This window comes from Neobacillus sp. 114, from assembly GCF_030127045.1.
In the GTDB taxonomy this organism is placed as follows: Bacteria; Bacillota; Bacilli; order Bacillales; family Cytobacillaceae; genus Neobacillus; species Neobacillus rhizophilus.
The window spans coordinates 3,312,096-3,334,391 of the sequence record NZ_CP126144.1 but is presented as its reverse complement, the minus strand read 5'-3'; the positions used below and the strand labels follow the sequence as shown (position 1 = coordinate 3,334,391).

The following is a 22,296-nucleotide window of genomic DNA, read 5'->3' as shown; positions in this document are numbered from 1 at the left end:
TAATTTTCGGAATAGTTAATTATAATGTTTACTTAAAGGGATATGATATTAAAATCATTAATTGGATCGTGATGTGGAATTTCTATCTTTTTATGGCTATCGAAGGAAGGATGCGAAGTGATGTTAAGGTACGTTTGTATTGGGTTCTTTTGTGAAATGGAAGCAGGTGTACAACATGAATAAAGACAAACAACTCTATTTTGGCTGGTATATTGTCATTTCAGCATCCATTATCGGTTTGCTTACAACAGGAATGAGGATGGGAATCGGACCTTTTATAAATCCAATCATGGAAGATTTAAAATTGTCGCGAACTGAAATTTCGCTCGTTGTTTCCGTCGGAATGCTTGTTTATGGGATTGGAATGGTGCTAGCAGGTTTTCTTTTAAAAATTTTTAATACCCGTATTGTTTTGTTGATCGGGTTGGCCATTGTATGTATTTCTACGATATGGACGGTTTATTCCAAGGGGATGCTTTCCTTTTTCCTCTCTTTTGGTGTGTTCCTGTCGATAGGGCTTTCCTTTTTAAGCAATATCACCTTATCTCCGATTGTTAGCAAATGGTTTGTCCGCCAAAGAGGGAAGGTCCTTTTTTATTTGACGACCGGAGGAATGGCGGGTATTGCGATTTTGACACCCGTTGAAACATGGATGATCGGCCTTGTCGGCTGGAAAAATACACTTTTATTTTTTGGAGGAATTTTTATATTTATTATTCTTCCTTCTGCGATTTTTATCATGCGGGAAGATGTCCCGGAAGAGGCCGATAGTCCGGGCAAGGCCAGCGGAATTACTAGACAGGAAGCTCCGGCAACCATCACATTGAAGGATGCTTTAAGGACAACAACCTATTGGAAAATTGTTTTTGTGTTATTTGCTTGTGGATTTGGGATGAATCTATTAGGATCGCACGGGGTTCCTATGTTGATGGATCACCATTTTGGGCCAATGACCGCTTCCTTTGGGGTAGGTTTGATTGGAATTGTCGCGATCTTTGGAACATTGTTTTTGGGACAGCTCGCGGACCGTTTTCCGAGAAGAAATATTTTATTTTTAGTGTTTTTTGTCCGAGGACTTGGATTTTTTGGTCTTGTTTTATCAGCCCACACTTGGCAGCTCTTTCTTGTTTCCATTATCGGAGGATTGGTATGGGCCGGTTCAGTCGCCATGGCCACAGCGATATTAGGTGACTTATATGGAGTAAAGTTGCTGGGAATTTTAAATGGGTTAGCATTTTTTGTAGGGCATCAAATTGGAGCAGCAATTGGTTCCTTCCTAGGCGGATGGGGGTACGAAGTGTTTGGAACGCATCTATTTTCGTTCAGTGCTGCGGGTATCCTTGCGCTTCTAGCCAGCTTGGCATCGATAACTTTACCTCAAAGTCTATCGTTCTCTAAGCCGATCAAGTTTGGAGAAAAGCATAACGTAACTACAGGACAATGAGATTGGTAAACTGGAGTTAACTAAACAAAAAGACGACCAATAAGGTTGTCTTTTTGATTTTAAAAGCAGGAGTTGAAGCGGAGGCACGGTTTATATTTAAAAAATTTTGAGGAAGAAGGAACGTCCTATGTGTCAGCTAAACGATTCAAGCTTTTCAATAAGTGTTCTAGTGCTTCCTTTTCATCTTGACCAGAAGTTTCTATAGTCACTTTTTGTTTGTTTCCTAACATGAGTGTCGTTACACCAAGCAATGATTTCAAATTCACTTTTCGGCCTTTGTGAGTAAGAGAAATTTCGGAGTGAAATCGTGAAGCTTCCTGAACTAATTGAGTAATAGGTTTTAGGCCTAGAACATCCTTATTATTAAGCTCAACAGTTTGTTGCATCATAAAAACTCTCCTTTCTAAACTTTCTTATTTCTTGACAAAGAAACAATCACTTCTTTATAAAAGTATGGTAGTGTACCCCTTATTATTAAGAATTTTAAATGAATACTCGCTTTATGTCATAAAATTTGTGAGAAGATTTGCCATAATATTTATAGAAAGTGATGGAGCATATAATGAAAATCATTGGGATTGATTTATCAGGACCGAGCAATCATAAAGATACTGTCTTGGCTGTATTTGAAAACCAAGCTGGTGCGTTAAAATTTATCAAGCAATTAAGTAATATTGGTGATCTGGAAATTTTAAATGAAGTTACTCATCAAAGTCAGAATGATGAAGTTGTAATCGGAATCGACGCTCCTTTATCATATCAAGATGGCGGCGGGGATCGGCCGGGCGATAAGGAACTAAGGCAGTACATTGTGTCCTTAGGGATGAAATCCGGTTCCATTATGCCACCTACTTTTAATAGGATGGTTTATCTTACCCTGAGAGGGATTAAGCTCAGTAGGGAAATAGGAAATTTGAAAACGGAGAATCCCATTTCGATGGTGGAAGTGCACCCGGGTGCCGTAATTGGGTCAAGAATTTCTCGATCACATCTGGATTATGTTCTAAGCTACAAGCAGGATTTGACTGCGAGGAGGTTCATTAGAAAGTGGCTTGGGGAGCAAAAGTTGACCAACCTGCCAGTTTTAATAGAGGAAGAAAGCCATTCTATAGATGCCTGCGCCGCAGCATTAGGGGCCTGGCATTGGAGGGATAAACAGTTTCAGCCCAAGTGGATTTTAGCTGCCGATCCCCCGTTGCACCCTTTTGATTATTGTTGTTAAATAGGGTCGTGGGGACAAAAATTTAAAAAAACCCAGCAAAATGTCCATAGTCAACCTTAGCCATTAATTATTTTCAGCCATCCTTCCAAGCGTGCCGCTTTCATCTAATATATCCATCAGCTCGTATACCGATATTGGAAAAATTGGAAATCCGAAGGCATATGGAGTGATGTCGTAAAGCTGGAAATAGATGACGAGTGTTTTGTCGGCAATGTAAAAATCTTGATCAGGCTTAATTCCGGTGAAATCTCCAAGAAGGAAAATATCACGTTTTTTGATTTGCTCTTGAATAAGGGTAGTGAGTCTTTTGATATAATCGCTACCAGGTTTGAACAGATCCTTGAGTTGTACCAGGGTTTCTTTTTGAAAATCGAAAGTTAAGGATTTGATATAGGTCATTCCATGGGCTGCATGTTCATGATACGTATAATTTGAGAGATTTAGACTCAATACGGTGCGCTGGTTATTTTTCATTTCAAAAGTTCCAAGCATTTCACTAACAGTGGAGGGCATATCCCCAACCTGCGTGTCTATCAACTTTTGAGTTTGTTGCACAATGGTTTGATTGATGTATCTTTCCAGCTGTTGATTTCGAAGGTTGACGACTTGAGGATAAATAACTTCCTTTTTGGGTCCGTCTCTAACTATAAACTGTTTAATTTCTACTGGTAATATAATCGGCATTTCTCTCCGCCTTTTTTCACTCAGCATATTCGTGAGCAGATAGCGGGGTGAACGCTTGATGTTTGATAGACTTTTTTATGATAAAATAACGGGGAGATTTTCCAGTTTTTTAATAGAGTTTATTTACGGAGGGATTAAACATGCCGCAATTGATTTTTAAAGGAGTAAGTGTTGAGCAAGTCAAAAACATTAGTACACCTTTGGTAAAGGAATTGGCTGAACTCTGCGAGTGTGAAACAGATAATTTCACCTTTGAAATTGTCGATTCGATTTTTGTTTTTAATGGAGAAGAAGTGCCAGGATTTCCTTTTATTGAAGTAAAATGGTTCGATCGCGGACAAACCGTGCAGGATAAATTTGCAGTCATTACAACCAAATATATACATAGTTTGGGGATCCCAGATGTGGAAATAGCTTTTAGTGTGTTTTCTGAATCAGATTATTATTTAAATGGTAAAAGCTTTGCGTAAATTTCATTATAGGAATCCATTTTTAAAGTGATTACAAAATCACAAACTCAAAAGGAGTTTAGCATGACATTTTTAGAAAAAATTAAACCACATTTAATTAGTCAAGATATCTTAATTCAGGAAATAGTCCTTTATGCACTGCACGATTATCCATTGGTGCCTGAAGAGTGGACGGTAGAATTACTGCAAGAAGCTTTTCGAAACAAAGAAAAGCAATCTTCGATTCTAATTTATCTTGATAATCAGACGATTAGCGAGGAAGCAGTTAAGGTCTTAATTGAAAATATACCAAGCATGAACAAGTCCAAGGTTCATTTAGCGATAAACTTGCTTTTGAATATTGAACCAGAGCTTGCTCTTACTTATAGGGAATCCTTAGAAAAATATATTCCCAAGGATATGTGGGCCATTTATGAGCTAACCGTAAAAGGGACTGAAGAAGAAGTTTATATGGAATATGGGGGAATATTAAGCGATCTTGACCACACAGATACTAATCAGAACGAATTATACATAAAGGGCAAAATATTAGCTGCCTGCATAGTGAAAAACGGCTGGGTGACAGAAGAGGAAATCGACATTATTCTTCGCGAGGAATTGGAAGAGCAATGGTTTTCCTTTCATGGAATTTTGACGATTTATATGATTGGCTTGTTAAAAATAGAAAAATATATACCGATGCTGGCAAGCTTGCTGGGACGAGATGAAGATGTTCTGTTGGAAGAAGTCGCTGCTGCGTTAATTCAGTTTCAATCGGATGATGTAGTGAAGGAAGTCGCGCCATATTTATATAGAGAGAATTCGATTATTTTTGCAGCTTCCGTTGTTGAAAATATTAAAACAGACTTCGCCATTCAGGTTTTACGAGAAGCCTACGATGCTGCAGAAGAAATTGGTGACCAAGATATCCTTATCGAAGCCCTTTGTCATCATTTGTCTAGAGAGGCATTACCGGTAATTAGCCGCCATATGAAAAACGATTATACTTCAAACTTAGTGGATATAGAGCAGACGGTTTATAGTTATTATTCAATTTTAGGCGAGAAGCATCCTGAATTAGAATTATGGAAAAAAGTTGCCCTTAAAAGGGAAATGGACTTTAGAAATGCCAGTAAGCAAGGGGCGTTGGGTAAACCTGCACCAATTCGGAACGAAACGAATGTAGGGCGAAACGATCCATGTCCTTGTGGAAGCGGGAAAAAATATAAAAAATGCTGTGGGAAATAGATTTTTTTGTAATCACATGGGAAAAGACCAATTACATTCTCGAAGAGAAGGATGTCTCATAAAGCTGAGGTATCCTTTTCTTTTTAACGGAAAAGGAAAGGATTTTCCCTTTTTTTGTCGAAATAGTGTTAAGAATGTAAAATCCTTACATTAGAAACAATCGGAGGTACAGAATGATCACGAAAAAAACCCTAACCATAAATGATCAAAAGATTTCCTATATTGATGAAGGTGCCAAAACTGCTCCGCCAGTCTTGCTTATTCACGGCGTTCCAGAATCTAGCATGCTCTGGAAACACATCATTCCTGAAATTGCTGCTGTAGGATTTAGGGCAATTGCACCGGACCTTCCGGGATTTGGTCAGAGTGCTCGTTTTCCATACGAGTCTGCTTGGGAGAACTATGTTACGTTTATCAATGATTTCATGGAAGCACTAGAATTAGAAAAAATCCATCTCGTCGTCCATGACTGGGGTGGAATGATTGGATTAAGATGGGCGTGTGACAATCCGGATAAAGTTGAAAGCTTGATTATAACCGACACAGTTTTGTTGCCAGGATATACTTGGCACCCACTAGCCCAAAAATGGAGAACGCCTGGTTATGGTGAAAAAGTAATGGAAGCCATGGCCAATAAGGAATCATGGATGGCAGGGATGAAAAAGGAGATTCCGTCTGTTGAAGAAGGGATATTGGAAGACTTCTTTGCAATTTTTGAATCTGATGAGAAAAGGGACGTAATTTTAGAATTATATCGCTCTGCCAATAAACAATTAACGGAACCGTATTTGAATCTTGCTGCTATAAAAAATCCAGTTACGATTCTTTGGGGTGAACATGATCCGTACATTTCAACCGATTTTGCTTACCAGATGCGTGACCAGCAATTCCCACACGCAGCAGTACATATCATTCCTGAAACGGGGCATTTTATTCATGTTCAGGCTCCCGATAAGGTCATTCCATTTGTAAAAGAACATTTTTTATCGATTTTAAAAAAACTAATATAACGAAGTCTCCTTTTAGGGGAGTCATGAGGACAGCTCTAATGAATTTTGCTGGAGAATTTTCCTCATGAAAGGACCATGATGAGGACAACCTGAGTGAATCTTAGTGGAGAAATGTCCTCATAGCAGGGGAGCTCGTTGTTTTAGATTACCAAAATTTACAGCTGGCTTCCATTTTTAAATGATGATATATTTGTTTTGTAAGTTAATACTACAGAGAAGTACTCAAGAGGCTGAAGAGGCGCCCCTGCTAAGGGTGTAGGTCGGGTAACCGGCGCGAGGGTTCAAATCCCTTCTTCTCTGCCATTCAAATAAAACTATTTAAAACATCATGCGGGTGTGGCGGAATTGGCAGACGCACCAGACTTAGGATCTGGCGCCTTCGGGCGTGGGGGTTCGACTCCCTTCACCCGCACCAGAAATATTATTCCGCAGTAGCTCAGTGGTAGAGCTATCGGCTGTTAACCGATCGGTCGTAGGTTCGAGTCCTACCTGCGGAGTCATAGTCCAACAAGGACACTAAGAAAGGGTCAGGGCGGGAACGCAGCAGCCATAATTAGTGAAATTGTGTGGGCTATTACATACGAACAGAAATTAAAAAGCTAAACCCATTATCAATTGGGTTTAGCTTTTTTCCATGTAAACCAATTCCACCATTTCTTATGATTGGCAGCAGCAATTTGCATTCTCGTTTCTTCTTCTATGCCTCTAATTCGTTCAGCCTCTAGTTGGTCTATCCGTTCAACATGCTTTAAAATTTTATTAATCTTTTCTTCTTGGTAAGCTTCTCGTACAGCCTTTTCCTTCAAAAGCTTGATTAAATCCAAGTTTATTTGCTCTAAATTTTCTATGCGTTCCAATAATTCACCATGATTGCAATTGTGCTCAACAACTTGGTCACTAGTATTTTGCAGGGATTCTATTTCCGTAACAGTGTCCGTGTTATTTTCTTCAGAAACCTCTTTCAATACCGCCTCAGCAGACCGTTCGATTGTCATACCCTCATGCCTGCTGAATTCCATTAATTTACGGAATGTATGAACATCCTTATCAAAATAGACTCGATGTCCCCGATTATTACGTTGAACATGATACCCATGATCTTCAAGGAGAGTGGCGTACTTCCTTAAAGTACTGCCATCTATTCCGAGCATTTTTTGTACATCACTAGGTGAATACATTTCCGTCATTCATTTCACCTCTATTTAATACATTGTAAATCATCCTGTAATAGCCCGTTGCTATTTTATAAATAGGTTAAAAGCAATTGAAATAAGCCAACCTAGTGCAAGAAAAACTGATAGATATGTACCTAAACCAACTAAAATCTCTGCCATGATTCCTACTCCTTTAATTCGGGCTTTGGTTTCAATTTTCTTCAATACAATGTCATTATAGCAGGTGATTTTTTAAAATTTGTCGAAACTAGGGATGTTAACCAATTTGTAAATAGACTGTTAACTTCCCTTAATAATAGGCGGGAATGTAACAAAACCCACCATAGAGTTTACAGTTTGGGAGGATTACTATGACTAAATTGTCAATCTACCTCCTATATATTATTTAGCGAATACATGACGGCCAATTGTCTTTACGACTGGACGAGTGCGAATCCATTTATCCGTGGCAATAGCAGGATTATAAAAATAAACAGAATCATTTAACCGATCTTTCCTGGTCAATGCCTCTTCGACTGCTTGTCTAGACTCATCTGAAGCAGGCTTTTTAATTTGGCCATTCTGAACGGGTGAAAAGGCATAGGCATGTCCTACTACTTGATTAATAACGCCTGTCACCGTTTTCGGGAAATGAGGTGATTCCACTCGATTTAATACGACAGTCGCAACGGCTACTTTTCCTTGATAGGATTCGCCTTTTGCTTCAGCTTCTACTAATCTGGCAAAAAGATCTTTTTCATTATTTGAAATGGAAATAGCCGGTGGTTCTGGTTGTTTTTCAGGCATTTGCCTGGTGATTCCTATTTCAGGTTTTGTAGAGTGGAGGGCTACTTCTTTTGTTTTCTCTGGCTTTTGCATGATTTCTTCTGTATTAATCTGATTGTAATTGCTAGTATTGTCTTGCTGATCATTTTCGGTAATACCACCATATTTTTGCTCAAGGCTTATAGGTTTATTTTCTGTAACGACTCGGTCTTCGGTAATAGCCTCGGCACTTTTACTAATTCCTATGAAGGAACTTGTAGCTACACAAGCTACAATTAATGTTTTTATATATGTTTTTTTCATGTGTGCTACCTCCTGAATTTTGCTTTATATTACTCTAACATTGGATGGTATTTAATTTACAGAACGGTAGCGTTACATTTCTTTTTAGTTTGATGAACATAATTTCAGAAAATAATCATTTGTGACATGATACCTATTTTGGCGTCACAATCGAACCAATATTAAGGAACATAGGAATATCTATCCAAAAATTTTTAGGTTTCTTTACATATATAAGTGGACTCATAAACATATGAAATGAATTATTTGAAAAAAGAGGGGAGAAGAAGCTATATCATCAAAAAAATTTAAAATAAAAAACTAGCATCTGTAGTTTCTACTGATGCTAGTTTTTTAAATATTTCTTATTTTGTTCGTGGTACTACTGGCCAATCGGTATCTGGAAGTTTTTCTCCGTCAACTGTGAGATTTTGGTATATGCTGTTAGGCTGGAACATATTACCGTTATTGATGTTGACATTTTTCATTGTTATATTTTTAACATATTGGAAATACAATGGTTTGTCAGCATGCACTGTGACGTTCTCCAATGTTAGGCCATCAACAGGGCTTTCATATAGTCCCTGGAAGAAGGAAGCTTCTTGAGCACCCTCAGCGGTAATATTTTTGATTGTAATATTTTTAATGTAAGGTGTTGTTTCATCGATTACACCAGTAAATGGCAGTGGAGTACCGTTAGATGTATAGTTAGAGTTAATATTAAATACATCACCGGCAATATCTTTCATCATGATGTTATCAAATGTTAGATTTTCAATGGTACCGCCACGTCCGCGAAGGGTTTTCATACGAATACCAATGTCGGTTCCGTCAAAGATATCATCTCTTGCTACAACATTTTTAACGCCGCCGGACATTTCACTACCGATTGTAACGCCGCCATGACCATGCTTCATAATGTTGTTGCGGATTTCGATGTTTTGGCTTGGTTTGCCAATTTGACGACCTTCAGCATCTTTACCGGATTTAATCGCGATCGCATCATCACCAACATTAAATGTCGAACCAAAAATCTTTAACCCATCAACAGAGTCTGGATCGACACCATCTGTGTTTGGTGCATCAACTGGAACAGCTGGATTTTCAACGTGTACACTATCAATTACCACGTTGTTGCTGTATAATGGCTGGATTGTCCAAGATGGTGAATTAGTAATCTTTAGACCCTGAAGAAGTACGTTTTCTGAATCCTTGAATTGAACCAATCTTGGTCGGGCAGTTTGAGTTGCAGGATTGGTCGCTTTTGGATTATCCCACCACAATCCCATATTAAAGTATACAGTTTCCTTACCCTCAGCGTTCGGGTCATATTTTCCATTGTTATAGTCATAAGCTCCATCAAGGGTTACTTTTTTATACGGAAAACCGTATTCATCGACTCCGTTAGTAGGCATTGCTTTGATTGGTCCTGCATTTCCATCGACCGTTCCTTCACCGATGACTTTAAGATTTTTTGCCCCTTGGGATGCGATCAAGCTTTGATAAGAGTGGAATGTAGTCCCTTCCCAACGGTCTTGGATTACTGGATAGTCCGATACGTCGCGGCTTCCAAGAAGCGTTGCATCTTTTTGAATCTCAAATGTCATATTGCTTTTTAAACTTAGGGGAGCAGAATAATAGGTTCCTGCAGGAAGGATAACAACACTGTTAGGGCTGGCAGAAGCTGAATCAATGGCTGCTTGAATGGCAGCGGTATCTTTTGTTACACCGTCACCAACAGCCCCGAAATCTTTCACATTGAATACTTTACCTAACACATCAGTTCTAATATTAACGTGAGCACTTTCGTTTGAATGATTACCTGCAGCATCTCTTGCAACAACTTTGAAACTGTACATTGTATTTGGTTTTAAGTCTTTTACGGTAAAGTTTGACATGGCAATTCCATATTCGTTTGGTGTTGAACTTCCGGCTAATTTACCATTTACATAGACATCATAAGCTGCTATTCCAGTATTGTCAGTAGACCTATCCCAGATTAGGCTTACAGACTTATAAGTTGTGGCATATGCATAAGCATTAATAGGAGCTGTTGGTGCTTGTTTGTCAACAGAAACTTGAGCATTTGATTTTGCTGGTGTAGTTGCTGCAAATGCACCATATGGGGCAATCACGGAACAGCCTAGAGCAAGCCCTAGTGCGCCAGTTAGATAGGTTTTTTTACCGAATTTCATAGAATACCCTCCTGATTTTTACTAGATCAAATTGAAACTGCTTACATTTTTTGATGTCACAAATACTCTTTGTTGGGTATTACAGTTAAAAGGATTAAAATGTTTTCATTCCTTGGTATCCTATTTTTATTAGTCTAGCTGCACCATCCTTTTTTCTTATTTTAACGTTAACATTTCATAACAAGAGGTAATAATAATAATTTTTATAAATTATATAGCAATTAATGTTAACGTTAACATTTATTTCTGGTATTTATTTTACTATTCAGATTAGATTTAAAAAAGTGACCAAATTACTATCTGTAAACAGTGTTGAAAATAGAAAAATAGTCTCACTTTTCTTCTTTTCTAGTTAGTTTTATAGGAAATTTGCTGGATTATTGTTTTTATTTTCTGATAATTAGAAAGGAAGAGATGAAAACTTTGTATTATAATGATAATAATTACAAGAACACTTTTATTAACTATTGAAAGTGAGGTTTATCTGAAATGGAAAGCACCGTAGAAACCTGTACTAACCTCCTTAGGGAAGCCCGAAACATTGTTGTCCTAAGCGGCGCTGGGATCAGCACGGAATCGGGGATCAAGGATTTTCGCTCCAAAACGGGTGTTTACCAACTGGCCCCTGAATATATCCTTTCGCTTGATTATTTTTATAAAAACCCGAACGATTTTTATCAGTTTGCTTTTGAAAATCTTTACCATCCGGATGCTGTTCCAAACAAAGGCCACGAAATACTGGCAAAATGGGAGGAACAAGGCAAAGTCCAGCACATTATTACCCAGAACATCGATGGCCTTCATCAGAAAGCCGGAAGCAATAACGTAATCGAGTTTCACGGCACGATGAAAACCGCATCTTGTTTGAATTGTGGAAAAATCTATCCTTCCTCGGAAATGGTTAATCGTTTTGAAACAATGGAGGAATTTTTTGTATGCAGCAATTGCGAAACAAAGAGTGAAAAAGAACACTATATCAAGCCTGATGTCGTTTTGTTTGGCGATACAGGTGAATGGTTTTCAATAGAGGGATTTAATACGGTTGTTCAACATATTGATCAGGCGGATTGCATTTTGGTAGTGGGCACAAGTCTTCAAGTAACGCCTTTTTCGACCTTTCCGGAGTATAGGAGGAAGGGTGTCCCGCTGATTATAATCAATAAAGGTGGAACCCCTTATGATCGTCGAGAGGGAGCATATGTCATTCATGATTCGATTGGAAAATCATTGTCCCACATTGACGAAAGTTTATAATGGCCCTAAATCCTTTCCGGGAAGTGTGAAACGGATGAAATTGATTGATGCTCACCTCCATTTAGATAAATATAAAAATAAAGAAATTTACTCAATTCTCACTGGTTCCGACTGGCTTGAGGCAGTCGTGGCCGTGTCATTTGATCTTAAATCATGCAAGCGAAGCCTGCAATTATCAAGTAAATATCAAAAAGTGAAGCCCGCATTTGGATTTCATCCGGAGCAAGGACTGCCAAGCGAAGTTGACTTTAGCAGCTTGATTGACTGGATGACGCTGCATCGGGCGGAAATGATTGCTGTAGGCGAAGTAGGGTTGCCGTACTATTTAAGGCAGGAACAAAGGGTATCCCGGGCACAGTATGGCCAATATATTGAGCTCCTTGAGACGTTCATGAAGCTGGCTAAAGAATGGAACAAACCGATTGTTTTGCATGCCGTTTATGATGATGCTCCGATTGTTTGCGATCTTTTAGAAAAACATTCAGTCGAAAAGGCACATTTTCATTGGTTCAAAGGGGACGATAAAACGATAGTGAGAATGATTGAAAATGGCTATTTTATTTCCGTTACACCCGAGATTGTCTATAAGGAAAAAATTCAAAAGATAGCCCAGATTTACCCGTTAGCACAAATGATGGTCGAAACAGACGGCCCATGGCCATTTGAAGGTCCATTTTCAGGCAAAATAACGCAACCCGCCATGATAAAGGAATCAATCTCCATGTTGGCAAAAATAAAAAAACTTACGGAAACTGAAGCATCGGAACGAGTTTTGGAAAATACAAAAGAATTTTATAGTATTTAGAGGCGTGGGGACGGTTCGAGGCCACTGAAAAATACATCCTACGAAACGGGAGCGCTATTTTTCTTAGGCGGCTAAACGGAGTACCTAAATGGCATATTTTTACCGGTGCGACACTTTTCTTGTGCAAACGGGTAGAATAGATTGCTTATTTTTACCGGTGCGACACTTTTCTTGTGCAAACGGGTAGAATAGACCTGTTTATTTTTACCGTCGCGGCACTTTTCTAGTGCACACGGTAAAAATAGACCGCTTATTTTTACCGGTGCGGCACTTTTCTAGTGCACACGGGCAGAATAGACCGGTTTATTTTTACCGTCCCGGCACTTTTCTTGTGCTCACAGGTAGAATAGACCGCTTATTTTTACCGTCGCGACACTTTTCTTGTGCACACAGGCAAAATAGACCGGTTTATTTTTACCGGTGCGGCACTTTTCTTGTGCTCATGGGCAGAATAGACCGCTTATTTTTACCGGTGCGACACTTTTTCTTGTACTCAGGGCAGAATAGATGGCTTTTTAAAAACATTTCCACTCTCAACCGAGGCCGTTTTGTCTTTAAGAACCCCTACTTTGGAATGTTTTTCAGCGATCTCAGACGGTTCTCGTGTGTCAAAAATAAATGATGCATAAGAACCGTCCCCATGCATCATAATAGGGTTGACAAAATCAACTGTAAATATTAATATTACAGTATAAACTGTAAGGATTTTTATTACATTTATTAATTAAGGAGTGATTAGTGGTATGGTGACATTGTTTACGACTCCGAGCTGTACTTCCTGCCGTAAAGCGAAGGCTTGGTTTGAGGAGCATCAGATTGATTATATAGAAAGAAATGTATTAGCTCAGCCGCTTTCTGTTGATGAAATTAAATCGATTCTTCGTTTGACTGAAGAGGGGACCAGCGAAATCATTTCAACTAATTCAAAGACATTCCAGGAATTAAATATAGATCTTGATACGCTTCCGCTCAACGAATTTTATAAATTAATAATCGAAAACCCGAAAATGCTGCGCCGGCCAATTATATTGGATGAAAAACGATTACAGGTTGGATATAACGAGGAAGAAATTCGCAGCTTTCTGCCGCGCAGGGTTCGTTCATTTTTGAGCATGGAATTGCAAAAGGCGGCAAATCAATAGAATGGAGGAAGAATAAAATGATTGAAGTTTTCGTAACAGTTCAATATAAAGAAAGAAATTATCAGACCAATGTTATTGTGAAAAAAGATATGAAATGGGAAAAAATTAAACAGTTAGCAGAAGAACAAGTGAAAAAACAGTGGAATGTTTAAATTTGACAAGCTAATCTGTAACGTTTACTATTACAGTACAATAATTTATTTAAAATAAGACATAGAAATAGTAAGATTAGCATTTTTTTGAGGAGGCCAGGTTATGAACAGCGATTTCACACTAGCCATACACAGTTTAACATATCTCGCACTACAGCCTGACCGAATGTCAACAAGTGAAGCCATTTCCGATAGTGCCGGAGTGCACCCGGTACGGATTCGTAAAGTGCTTAGTCTGTTGAAAAAAAATGGATTTATAAAATCAAAAGAAGGAATCGGCGGCGGATTTATTTTTGCACTGGATTTAAATGAAGTTACTCTCTGGGATATCTATAAGATCACCTCTGAAGGTGCATTGCAGCCAAAGTGTCCTGATTCAAATGAAAAGTGCATAGTGGGCGCGAATATGCATACAGTCCTGTTTAAAATATTTTTGGGTGCTGAAGAACACCTTGGGGAGTATTTAAAGGACTATACCATAAAGGAAATTGTCGATCTTATTAATCAATGCAAGGGCTGTGATTGTTGATTTTCTTAAGTTTTCTTTTTGTTGAAAGTGTAATAAAAAACATTACAGATTGCGTATCCTATATGGCTGCAACTTCATACTATAACACTAAATAATTAGGAGGTGACCAGTTATGGTGCCGAACGATCGTTCTAGTTTAAAAACAGGTGATTGGATTAAGGGAACTTCATGGGATGGTGAATTAATCCTTGGTTTTATAGAATCAATGGATATTCTAGAAGGAGTGGTTAAAGTAACGGTCATTAGAAGTGACAATACAGAGACCATTGGAAAAACTATTCCGATTTTAAGCAAACAGGTGAAGAAACTGCCTGTCTCTACAGCCACAAATAAGGAGCAAACTCGATTCCTAATAGACCTGGCATTGTCTACAGGTGATGAAGAGTGGTTTATGGAGCTGACTGCCAAGTTAAAAGAAATGAAACAGCTTGTTAGCACTGAATCATGATACGAAACTAGATTCTTATAAAAAAATAACATCCGTTTATTAATAAAAACCTTCTCATTTATATTCCGAGAAGGTTTTTTCATTTTCCGTCATATTATAATATAATTATTTGGAAAATAAATAATATTTTGACAAATTGAAATCCACATGATACTCTTAATAAGAAAGTTCCAGTTAACGTAAACATTAACCTAAAAAACCTAATTACATTGCGAAATGACAAAAAAGGGGAATCGTGATTTTTGAATAGAAAAGAAAGGTACTCGATAAATGAAATTGCCTCTATGTTTGATATTAGTTCCAGAACCATTCGTTACTATGAAGAAGTTGGGCTATTGAAATCAGAGGAAAGAACCGACAATAACCAGCATCGCTATTTTACCGAAAAGGAACGATTAAGATTAAAGTTAATCCTCCGTGGAAAACGCCAGGGCTTTAAGCTTGAAGAGATCAAAGAAATGGTTGATCTTTACGAGAGTAATCCAACTGGGCAAGAAGAAAAACGAAAAATTTTAGAATATACAGATAAAAAACTCAAAGAACTTGATGAGAAAATTCTCGAATTGCAGAGTCTGAAAGCTGAAATTATTGTTTACCGAAAAAGATATGAAGAAACGTAAGTAGAGGAAAATATGAGTACCATATACGGATTATAAGAAAGAAATGTAAATATTTATCCAAACAAATTGGATTGACGGAGGCGGGGCCCAACTGATGTTTGCTTAGACCTCATGAACACTCAAACAAACGAGGAAGTATAGGGAAAAACCCTGCCTTAAATATGGAAATGAAGATTGTTCAAGAGGATGGAACTGAATCAGAAGTTGGGGAATATGGTGAGGTCCTATTAAAAGGTCCTTTCGTGATGCTTGGCTATTACAATAACCCTTGTGCAACAGATCAAACAATAAAGGACGGGTGGCTTTATACAGGGGATATTGCTTACAAAGATGATGATGCCTACTTATTTATTGTTGATAGGAAAAAGGATGTCATTATACCTGGGGGCGTTAACGTTTATCCACGCGAAATAGAAGAGGTTCTTGCCAAGCATCCAGCTGTTTATCAAGCCTGTGTTGTAGGTGTTCCCGATCCAGTCTGGGGAGAAACCGTCAAGGCGATGATTGTTCTTAATGAGGATCAAACGATTGATGAGAAGGAATTGAAGAAGTACCTGTCTGGTTATCTAGCAGATTATAAAATTCCACGTATTTATTCTATAGTGAACGAGCTGCCACATAGTGCAAGGGGAAAATTTTAAAACATAAAGTAAAGGAGATGTAGGGAATGAATAAATCCACGATTAAGGAAGAAACAAAAATTGATTATTCCTTGTGGGAAAACGGGAACGATGCGAACTGGTATAGCGATGATCCAATTTTAACAAGATATGCAGAACGGTATTTATCAGAGGCTGTCCTTCATTACGTCGAGGAACAATTTAAGAAAACAGGTGCCCTTGCAGCAGGTCCTATGGATCGTAGGGCTGTTCATACTGATCGCGAAGGTGCTCCGAAATTAATCAGGTATAATAAGAAGGGCGAAGAAATTAATCAAGTCTGGTATAACGAAGGGTACAGGCAAACCGTCAAGGAAGGGTATGGTACAGGTGTTGTCGCCTATCGCTATGATCAAAATGCACCTGAAAAGATCCCATTTTTGGTTAATACCATTTTAATATATTTATTGTGCGAAACCGAACCGGGATTTACTTGTCCAGTTGGTTTATCCCAATCTACTGCTTTTGTTCTAGAAAAGTTCGGTTCAGAGCAGCAAAAAGCCGAGTACTTATCCCGTCTCGCATCCTGGGATTCTGACAATTTTGCTGAAGGTGCTACGTTTTTAACAGAAATTCAAGGTGGTTCCGATGTAGGTGCCGCCCAAACTAGGGCGATTAAAAATGGCGATCATTATTTGTTATCTGGTGAAAAGTGGTTTGCCAGTAACTGTGATGCTGAAGTAGCCATTGTGTTAGCGCGCGTCAATGATAAGCCATCCACGAAAGGTTTGGGGCTATTCCTTGTCCCGCGCACCTTACCGGATGGAAATAGAAACAATGTAACGATTCGTCGTCTGAAAGATAAACTTGGTGTCCGTGCGGTTGCCAGTGGTGAGTTGGTATTAAATAATGCCATTGGATACCTGATTGGCGAGGAAGAAAAAGGCTTCAAATATATGGCTGAGGCTTTGAATGTATCCCGTCTTGGGACTGGATTAAGTGGCATTGCTATTGCAAGAAGAGGCTTTCTAGAAGCAGCAATCTATACTGCACATCGTGAAGCGTTTGGGCAAACGATTAACAAATTCCCAATGGTCAGAGAAACATTGGTTAATATGATCACAGAAATCGAAGCGGGTTGGGCTACAGCAGCACAAACCATAAAACTTTTCGATGAAGTGCACACGTATGATATTAGAAATGAAAGTAAATATTCTTTGTTACGCATATTACTTTCTTTATTAAAATATCGGGGCAGTGAGTTAGGTGTTTCTGCTGCCAAAGACTCCCTAGAACTTCACGGCGGCAACGGGTATATTGAGGAATATGTGACACCTAGATTAATTCGTGATGCCATCGTCAATCCTGTTTGGGAGGGAACAGCAAACATCCAATCCCTTGAATTGTTGAAAACGCTATCGAAGGTCGGCAGCAGTGTATTCGTTCACAATCTTAGGGATGTATTAAATACTATTTCTCATCCAGCGGTTCAAGATTTAACATCATTTTTTAATAAAGAAGTAGAACGTCTTGAAAAATTAATTGACCACGTATTAAACCAGGATGATTACACACAAAATGCATTAGCGAAAAAATTAGCAGACATTATGTATGATGTTTTCTCTGGGGTTTATTTACTCGAAGAAGCTCAATACGATTTAAATCAGAAACAGGATGGCCGTCGAGTTTTGGCAGTGGAGCAGTGGATTCGATTAAAATTTGATCAATCGGAGGATAAAGGGATCCTAGCAAACTTTAGTGTATCGGATGACCTATTTGAATCCTTGGTTTGTTTCGGAAAAAAGGGCTTCTAATATTAAAATAACTTATTAAATGGCAAAGGAAAACTCGTCTGATTTTTGACGAGTTTTTTTATTTTTATAATCAACTTATCAGTTAGTTAAGGGACAATATTAGCAAAACAAATATTTATATGATATATTATCAGCAACTTATTAAACAACTTTAAAAAGTATTTTAAAAAGTGATCTTAGGTGGTGAATTCAATGAATGAGATATTAGCTACTCCAAAATCTATGAAGAAGATCATCCTTCGGGGTATTCGTTCAACTCTTTTGGAGCTTGGTAGTGCAACAAAACTAGAACTAAGCGATAAATTAGAAATTAGTATCCCGACAATAAGTAAGTTCTTAGCACAGATGGAGAAGGATGGGGAAATTGTTTTAGTCGGTTTAGATGATTCTAGTGGTGGGAGAAGAGCAAAAAGATTTACATACAACCCTGAGTATATGTTAGGTCTGGCCATATTTTTAGAACAAACGGAGACTAACTATACAATTTTTAATTGTGTTGGAGAAGTAAAGGAACAAGGAAAAGCTCCGAGTGTATTAAAAGATGATGGTTTAAATTTATTAACTGAGTGGATTGAAAACATTATTACTAAATATCCCAAAATCAGTTCTATGGCAATTGGCGTTCCTGGTTCGGTTGATCGTGGACGAATTTTTTATATTCCAGGGTATGAGCAGTTTCAAAATTTTGATTTAAAAAGATACTATGAAGAACATTTTTCAATACCTGTTGTAGTAGAGAACGATATGAATGCTGCTGTTCTCGGATATCACAATACTAGAGGTATGAAGGACGAGCAATCGCTTATCTATTTGTATTCGGGTCAAAATGGCCCAGGTGCAGGAATTATGATCAATGGTGATTTGGTGCGGGGAAGTACATTTTTTACAGGAGAGGTTTCATTCGTCCCAATGTATGAGGACCGAAATTTCGGACAAGCACTGGCAAGTGGTAGTGGGTCTAAGAAACTAGCATTCTATGAGGATGATAAGATTGATGCGATTTGCAGATTAATGGCATCATTTGTAGCTATTATTAACCCCCATACCGTCATTTTTTGTGGTGATGAAATAGAAAAAGAATTAATAAACAAAATCGCCATCGGGTGCTCAAAATATTTTCCTTCAGAACATCTCCCAGAGCTTACCATAGGTGATTGGAAGCAAGATTATTTATCTGGATTACAGAGTCTTGGACTTGATCTCATGATGAATGGGACAATCAACTAAGGTCCGATTGACACCTAAATATTTAAGGCGAGGTTTAAACATGACAACATTCCTTTTAATTATCATTTATTTAGCTTTTATCAGCTTGGGTTTACCTGACTCATTGTTAGGGGCAGCGTGGCCTGTCATGCAATCAGATTTAGGGGCACGTCTTGATACAGCTGGATTCCTTTTTATGACGATTGCAGGCGGGACCATTATCTCAAGTTTAGTTAGCGGAAAAGTACTGAAACGGTTCGGGACTGGCAAGGTAGCATTTGTCAGTGTGTTGATGACAGCTTGTGCTTTGCTGGGATTTCATTTTGCACCATCGGTCGGTTGGTTAGTGGTATGTGCGATACCACTAGGATTGGGAGCGGGAGCAGTTGATGCGGGATTAAACGATTATGTCGCTGTCCATTATAAGGCACACCATATGAGCTGGCTGCATTGTTTTTGGGGAGTCGGAGCCACTCTTGGTCCTATCATTATGGCTCAGTTTATTTCGGGCCAAAATTCTTGGAGAAACGGATATTTCGCTATTTCCGGAATTCAGTTTGCGTTAGTGATCATCCTTTTCCTCACTTTGCCATTGTGGAACAGAGTGGCAAAATACAGCTATATCGATATAAATAAGGCACCGGAAGATTCTTATGACCAAGATGCTAAAAATGTTCAACCTTTACAAATTAAAGGCGTAAAACTAGCTCTTGCAACCTTCTTGTTTTATTGTGGGGTTGAAGCAACAGTGGGCCTTTGGGGAAGCAGCTTTTTGGTCAATGTTAAGGAGTTACCCGCAGCACTTGCAGCCCAATGGGTTTCCTTTTATTACGGAGGAATCACAGTTGGTAGATTTATAACAGGCTTTATTACATTTAAGATTAGTAATCTAGCTCTTATTCGGACGGGGCAAATCATCGCATTAGTCGGCGCTGCCTTTCTTTTCCTGCCATTGCCATCCATTTTCTCACTTGTCGGTTTTATTTTGATTGGATTGGGATTGGCGCCGATTTTTCCGTGTATGTTACATGAAACACCGACACGCTTCGGGAAGAAGCATTCCCAGACGATTATGGGATATCAAATGGCTGTTGCTTATACAGGCACTACCTTTATGCCGCCGCTTCTCGGTTTCATAGCATCTCAATCAACAATAGGGATCTTCCCAATTTGTATCGTTATTTTTGTTGCAGTCATGTTTTTAAGTTCAGAAAAATTAAATTCTATACTGAAAAAGAAGTATTTAATATAAAGGAAAGATACCAAGTTCAACAGAATTCTATAACCTTTAAAAGATTACCATTAAAATTTTGTTATTATTAGGTTAAGCAAGGTAAATAAACTTGATATAACAAGAAAATGACGTATGCAATTCATACGTCATTTCTTATGTCATTCAGTAAAACTTATTTCACTTTCTCTTCTTCCATCTCCTGCAGCTTCCTCCACAGGATTTTCCCGCTGCCTGACATCGGCAGTTCTTCTAAAAATTGAACAATCCTCGGAACTTTATAGGCGGCCATGTGCTCTTTGGACCATGCGATAATTTCCTCTTCCGAAGTTCCTTTTCCTTGAGAGTTCAACACGATAAACGCCTTAACGGTCTCGCCGCGTCTTGGGTCGGGAACACCGATGACGCAGGCGTTCTGAACAGATGGGTGTTTATACAATGTATTTTCCACTTCCGCAGGCCAAACTTTGAAACCGGAGGCATTAATCATCCGTTTGACCCGGTCGACCAGGAAGAAATAGCCTTCTTCATCATAGCGGCCGATGTCGCCTGTTCTGAAAAATTCCTTCCCTTCAATCATTACAAAGGAATTCTTGGTTTCCTCAAGCCTGTTCCAGTAGCCTTTTAACACTTGCGGTCCATTGACAATGATTTCGCCTTGTTGGTCAGGGCCTAGTTCTTTTAATGTTACGGGATCAACGACGCGGGCGTCCACATCAAACTGCGGCACTCCCAAGCACTGCATCTTCGGGCGGTCAACTGGATTTTGATGCGTTTGTGAAATGGTCTCGGTTAGCCCATATCCTTCTACATAGCGAAGCCCTGTCAGCTCTAAAAGCTTTTGGCCGACTGCTTCAGGAAGGGGAGCACCGCCGCCGCTAATCATCTTCAGCGAATCGATTGAATAGTCTTTGAGATTTGGGTGCGCCAATAAATCAACGACCATCGTTGAAATGTTCGTCCATCTTGTGCACCGATAGCGATCGATCAATTTTAAGGCAACATCCCGGTCCCAGCGAGTCATCATCACCATCGTGGAACCAAGAGAGATCGGTCCATTCATGTTATGCTGCAAGCCGGTCACGTGGAAAAGGGGAAGTGTTGACAAACCAATATCAGCAGGTGTTGACTGTGACCATACAATTCCGCCTAGAAGAGTAGATTGCAAGGTTTTATGTGTGTGCATGCAGCCTTTTGGTTTGCCGGTCGTTCCCGAAGTATAAGGTAGGCAGCATAAATCATCGCATGTTGCCTTGCTAGGATCAGCTTCTAAGCCTGCTGTTAGTGCTTCATTCCAATCAATAATCGCTAATGATTCAAATCTTTCTTTTGGTGCCGCCACGGCAGGAGGGACAGTGTAGTCCAAACCGGTTTGGGCATAGTCCGAATAGGCTGCAACAATAATCTGCTTAAGAGGAGTGAATTCAAAACACGGTTCAATTTCCTGAATTAATTCTTGCCCCACAATCGCCACTTTGGCATCGCAATCTGATAAATAAAATGCCACTTCATCCTTCACATTCATTGGATTAATTGGCACTACGACAGCGTCCGCCCGTAATATCGCGTAAAAGGCGATAATGTACTGTGGTGAATTTTGCATGTACAGCATTACGCGGTCGCCTTTTGCTACACCAAGCTCTTTCTGCAGATACCCTGCTAGTTTATTAACTTCTGTGTTTAGTTGTTTATAGGTGATTTCAGTTCCGTAAAAAATAATTGCCGTCTTATTCGGATAACGCTTTGTCGTCATTTCCAGGTTGTCGTAAATGGTTGATTCAGGAATAGGTAAAGTTTTCGGCAGCCGTTCTGGCCAGAATTCAAAATGACGTGTAAACATTGAACAAATCACCACCAAATAGATTTTGTTAAAAGCTTCCGTTGAAATCGTTTACAGTTATAATAATAATACAACGATAACGGAATATTCTAGTAATTCGGTTAATTTTTTTCAGTAGAAAAATAATAACCTACAAGAATTCAAGATTATTTACGATTATGAAATTTTTTACAAAAAAATAA

The 22,296-nt window shown here is 38.8% G+C and carries 22 protein-coding genes and 3 tRNA genes; 19 read left to right on the top strand and 6 right to left on the bottom strand.

Annotation, left to right across the window (positions count from 1 at the left end):
* Positions 1–175 precede the first annotated feature (175 nt).
* Positions 176–1,444 carry an MFS transporter gene (locus QNN06_RS16305; RefSeq protein ID WP_284035439.1) on the top strand — a complete coding sequence of 423 codons (1,269 nt, stop codon included), beginning with the start codon at positions 176–178 and terminating at the stop codon, positions 1,442–1,444.
* 125 nt (positions 1,445–1,569) lie between these two features.
* Here the strand turns inward: QNN06_RS16305 and QNN06_RS16300 are convergent, their stop codons facing one another.
* Positions 1,570–1,833, bottom strand: a complete 264-nt coding sequence (locus tag QNN06_RS16300) for an HPr family phosphocarrier protein (RefSeq protein WP_284035438.1) — start codon at positions 1,831–1,833, stop codon at positions 1,570–1,572.
* A gap of 173 nt (positions 1,834–2,006) precedes the next feature.
* Between QNN06_RS16300 and QNN06_RS16295 the strand changes: the two genes are divergently transcribed.
* Positions 2,007–2,666, top strand: coding sequence for a DUF429 domain-containing protein (locus tag QNN06_RS16295; protein WP_284035437.1), 660 nt, complete (start codon positions 2,007–2,009; stop codon positions 2,664–2,666).
* 63 nt (positions 2,667–2,729) lie between these two features.
* Here the strand turns inward: QNN06_RS16295 and QNN06_RS16290 are convergent, their stop codons facing one another.
* Positions 2,730–3,350, bottom strand: coding sequence for a DUF3298 and DUF4163 domain-containing protein (locus QNN06_RS16290; RefSeq protein ID WP_284035436.1), 621 nt, complete (start codon positions 3,348–3,350; stop codon positions 2,730–2,732).
* Between the two features lie 140 nt (positions 3,351–3,490).
* On the opposite strand from QNN06_RS16290, the gene QNN06_RS16285 reads away from it, so the two are divergent.
* The 6 genes from QNN06_RS16285 (at position 3,491) to QNN06_RS16260 (ending at position 6,554) form a co-directional block, all read left to right on the top strand.
* Positions 3,491–3,820 carry a DUF1904 family protein gene (locus tag QNN06_RS16285; RefSeq protein WP_213119717.1) on the top strand — a complete coding sequence of 110 codons (330 nt, stop codon included), beginning with the start codon at positions 3,491–3,493 and terminating at the stop codon, positions 3,818–3,820.
* 63 nt (positions 3,821–3,883) lie between these two features.
* Positions 3,884–5,047, top strand: coding sequence for a YecA family protein (locus QNN06_RS16280; protein ID WP_284035435.1), 1,164 nt, complete (start codon positions 3,884–3,886; stop codon positions 5,045–5,047).
* A 173-nt stretch (positions 5,048–5,220) separates the two neighbouring features.
* The gene (locus tag QNN06_RS16275) at positions 5,221–6,057 is read left to right on the top strand and encodes an alpha/beta fold hydrolase (RefSeq protein WP_284035434.1); all 837 of its coding nucleotides are present in this window, start codon (positions 5,221–5,223) and stop codon (positions 6,055–6,057) included.
* 212 nt (positions 6,058–6,269) lie between these two features.
* Positions 6,270–6,360, top strand: a tRNA-Ser gene (locus QNN06_RS16270).
* Positions 6,361–6,387: 27 nt separating this feature from the next.
* Positions 6,388–6,472 (top strand) — tRNA-Leu (locus tag QNN06_RS16265).
* 10 nt (positions 6,473–6,482) lie between these two features.
* Positions 6,483–6,554 (top strand) — tRNA-Asn (locus tag QNN06_RS16260).
* A gap of 114 nt (positions 6,555–6,668) precedes the next feature.
* Here QNN06_RS16260 and QNN06_RS16255 read toward each other — a convergent pair.
* The 3 genes from QNN06_RS16255 to QNN06_RS16245 all read right to left on the bottom strand — a co-directional run bounded on the left by QNN06_RS16255 (position 6,669) and on the right by QNN06_RS16245 (position 10,474).
* A complete protein-coding gene (locus QNN06_RS16255; protein WP_284035433.1) occupies positions 6,669–7,244 on the bottom strand; it encodes a MerR family transcriptional regulator in 576 nt (191 codons plus the stop codon).
* Between the two features lie 369 nt (positions 7,245–7,613).
* On the bottom strand, positions 7,614–8,300 hold the full coding sequence (locus tag QNN06_RS16250; protein WP_217037499.1) for a cell wall hydrolase: 687 nt from the start codon (positions 8,298–8,300) through the stop codon (positions 7,614–7,616).
* Positions 8,301–8,644: 344 nt separating this feature from the next.
* Positions 8,645–10,474 (bottom strand): glycoside hydrolase family 28 protein, encoded by a 1,830-nt coding sequence (locus QNN06_RS16245; protein ID WP_217037500.1) that lies wholly within the window; start codon positions 10,472–10,474, stop codon positions 8,645–8,647.
* 489 nt (positions 10,475–10,963) lie between these two features.
* Here QNN06_RS16245 and QNN06_RS16240 point away from each other — a divergent pair, with 489 nt between their 5' ends.
* The 11 genes from QNN06_RS16240 to QNN06_RS16190 all read left to right on the top strand — a co-directional run bounded on the left by QNN06_RS16240 (position 10,964) and on the right by QNN06_RS16190 (position 20,295).
* Positions 10,964–11,728 carry an NAD-dependent protein deacylase gene (locus QNN06_RS16240; RefSeq protein ID WP_217037501.1) on the top strand — a complete coding sequence of 255 codons (765 nt, stop codon included), beginning with the start codon at positions 10,964–10,966 and terminating at the stop codon, positions 11,726–11,728.
* A gap of 34 nt (positions 11,729–11,762) precedes the next feature.
* A complete protein-coding gene (locus tag QNN06_RS16235) occupies positions 11,763–12,533 on the top strand; it encodes a TatD family hydrolase (protein WP_284037935.1) in 771 nt (256 codons plus the stop codon).
* Positions 12,534–13,276: 743 nt separating this feature from the next.
* Complete coding sequence (spxA, locus tag QNN06_RS16230; protein WP_213119724.1) at positions 13,277–13,675, top strand: transcriptional regulator SpxA; 399 nt, start codon at positions 13,277–13,279, stop codon at positions 13,673–13,675.
* A gap of 17 nt (positions 13,676–13,692) precedes the next feature.
* On the top strand, positions 13,693–13,827 hold the full coding sequence (locus QNN06_RS16225; protein ID WP_213119725.1) for a BA3454 family stress response protein: 135 nt from the start codon (positions 13,693–13,695) through the stop codon (positions 13,825–13,827).
* A gap of 103 nt (positions 13,828–13,930) precedes the next feature.
* Entirely contained in the window at positions 13,931–14,356 is a 426-nt protein-coding gene (locus tag QNN06_RS16220) for an RrF2 family transcriptional regulator (RefSeq protein WP_213119726.1), read from the top strand.
* A gap of 112 nt (positions 14,357–14,468) precedes the next feature.
* Positions 14,469–14,804 carry an IDEAL domain-containing protein gene (locus tag QNN06_RS16215; RefSeq protein WP_213119727.1) on the top strand — a complete coding sequence of 112 codons (336 nt, stop codon included), beginning with the start codon at positions 14,469–14,471 and terminating at the stop codon, positions 14,802–14,804.
* 242 nt (positions 14,805–15,046) lie between these two features.
* The gene (locus QNN06_RS16210) at positions 15,047–15,424 is read left to right on the top strand and encodes a MerR family transcriptional regulator (RefSeq protein WP_213119728.1); all 378 of its coding nucleotides are present in this window, start codon (positions 15,047–15,049) and stop codon (positions 15,422–15,424) included.
* A gap of 98 nt (positions 15,425–15,522) precedes the next feature.
* On the top strand, positions 15,523–16,065 hold the full coding sequence (locus QNN06_RS16205; RefSeq protein WP_284035432.1) for a class I adenylate-forming enzyme family protein: 543 nt from the start codon (positions 15,523–15,525) through the stop codon (positions 16,063–16,065).
* A gap of 26 nt (positions 16,066–16,091) precedes the next feature.
* Positions 16,092–17,837: an acyl-CoA dehydrogenase family protein gene (locus tag QNN06_RS16200; protein WP_284035431.1), complete on the top strand. Its 1,746-nt coding sequence runs from the start codon at positions 16,092–16,094 to the stop codon at positions 17,835–17,837.
* A gap of 192 nt (positions 17,838–18,029) precedes the next feature.
* Positions 18,030–19,064 (top strand): ROK family transcriptional regulator, encoded by a 1,035-nt coding sequence (locus QNN06_RS16195; RefSeq protein WP_284035430.1) that lies wholly within the window; start codon positions 18,030–18,032, stop codon positions 19,062–19,064.
* Between the two features lie 40 nt (positions 19,065–19,104).
* On the top strand, positions 19,105–20,295 hold the full coding sequence (locus QNN06_RS16190; protein WP_217037504.1) for an MFS transporter: 1,191 nt from the start codon (positions 19,105–19,107) through the stop codon (positions 20,293–20,295).
* 154 nt (positions 20,296–20,449) lie between these two features.
* Here QNN06_RS16190 and QNN06_RS16185 read toward each other — a convergent pair whose 3' ends face one another.
* Positions 20,450–22,114, bottom strand: coding sequence for a long-chain fatty acid--CoA ligase (locus QNN06_RS16185; protein ID WP_284035429.1), 1,665 nt, complete (start codon positions 22,112–22,114; stop codon positions 20,450–20,452).
* Positions 22,115–22,296: the final 182 nt, after the last annotated feature.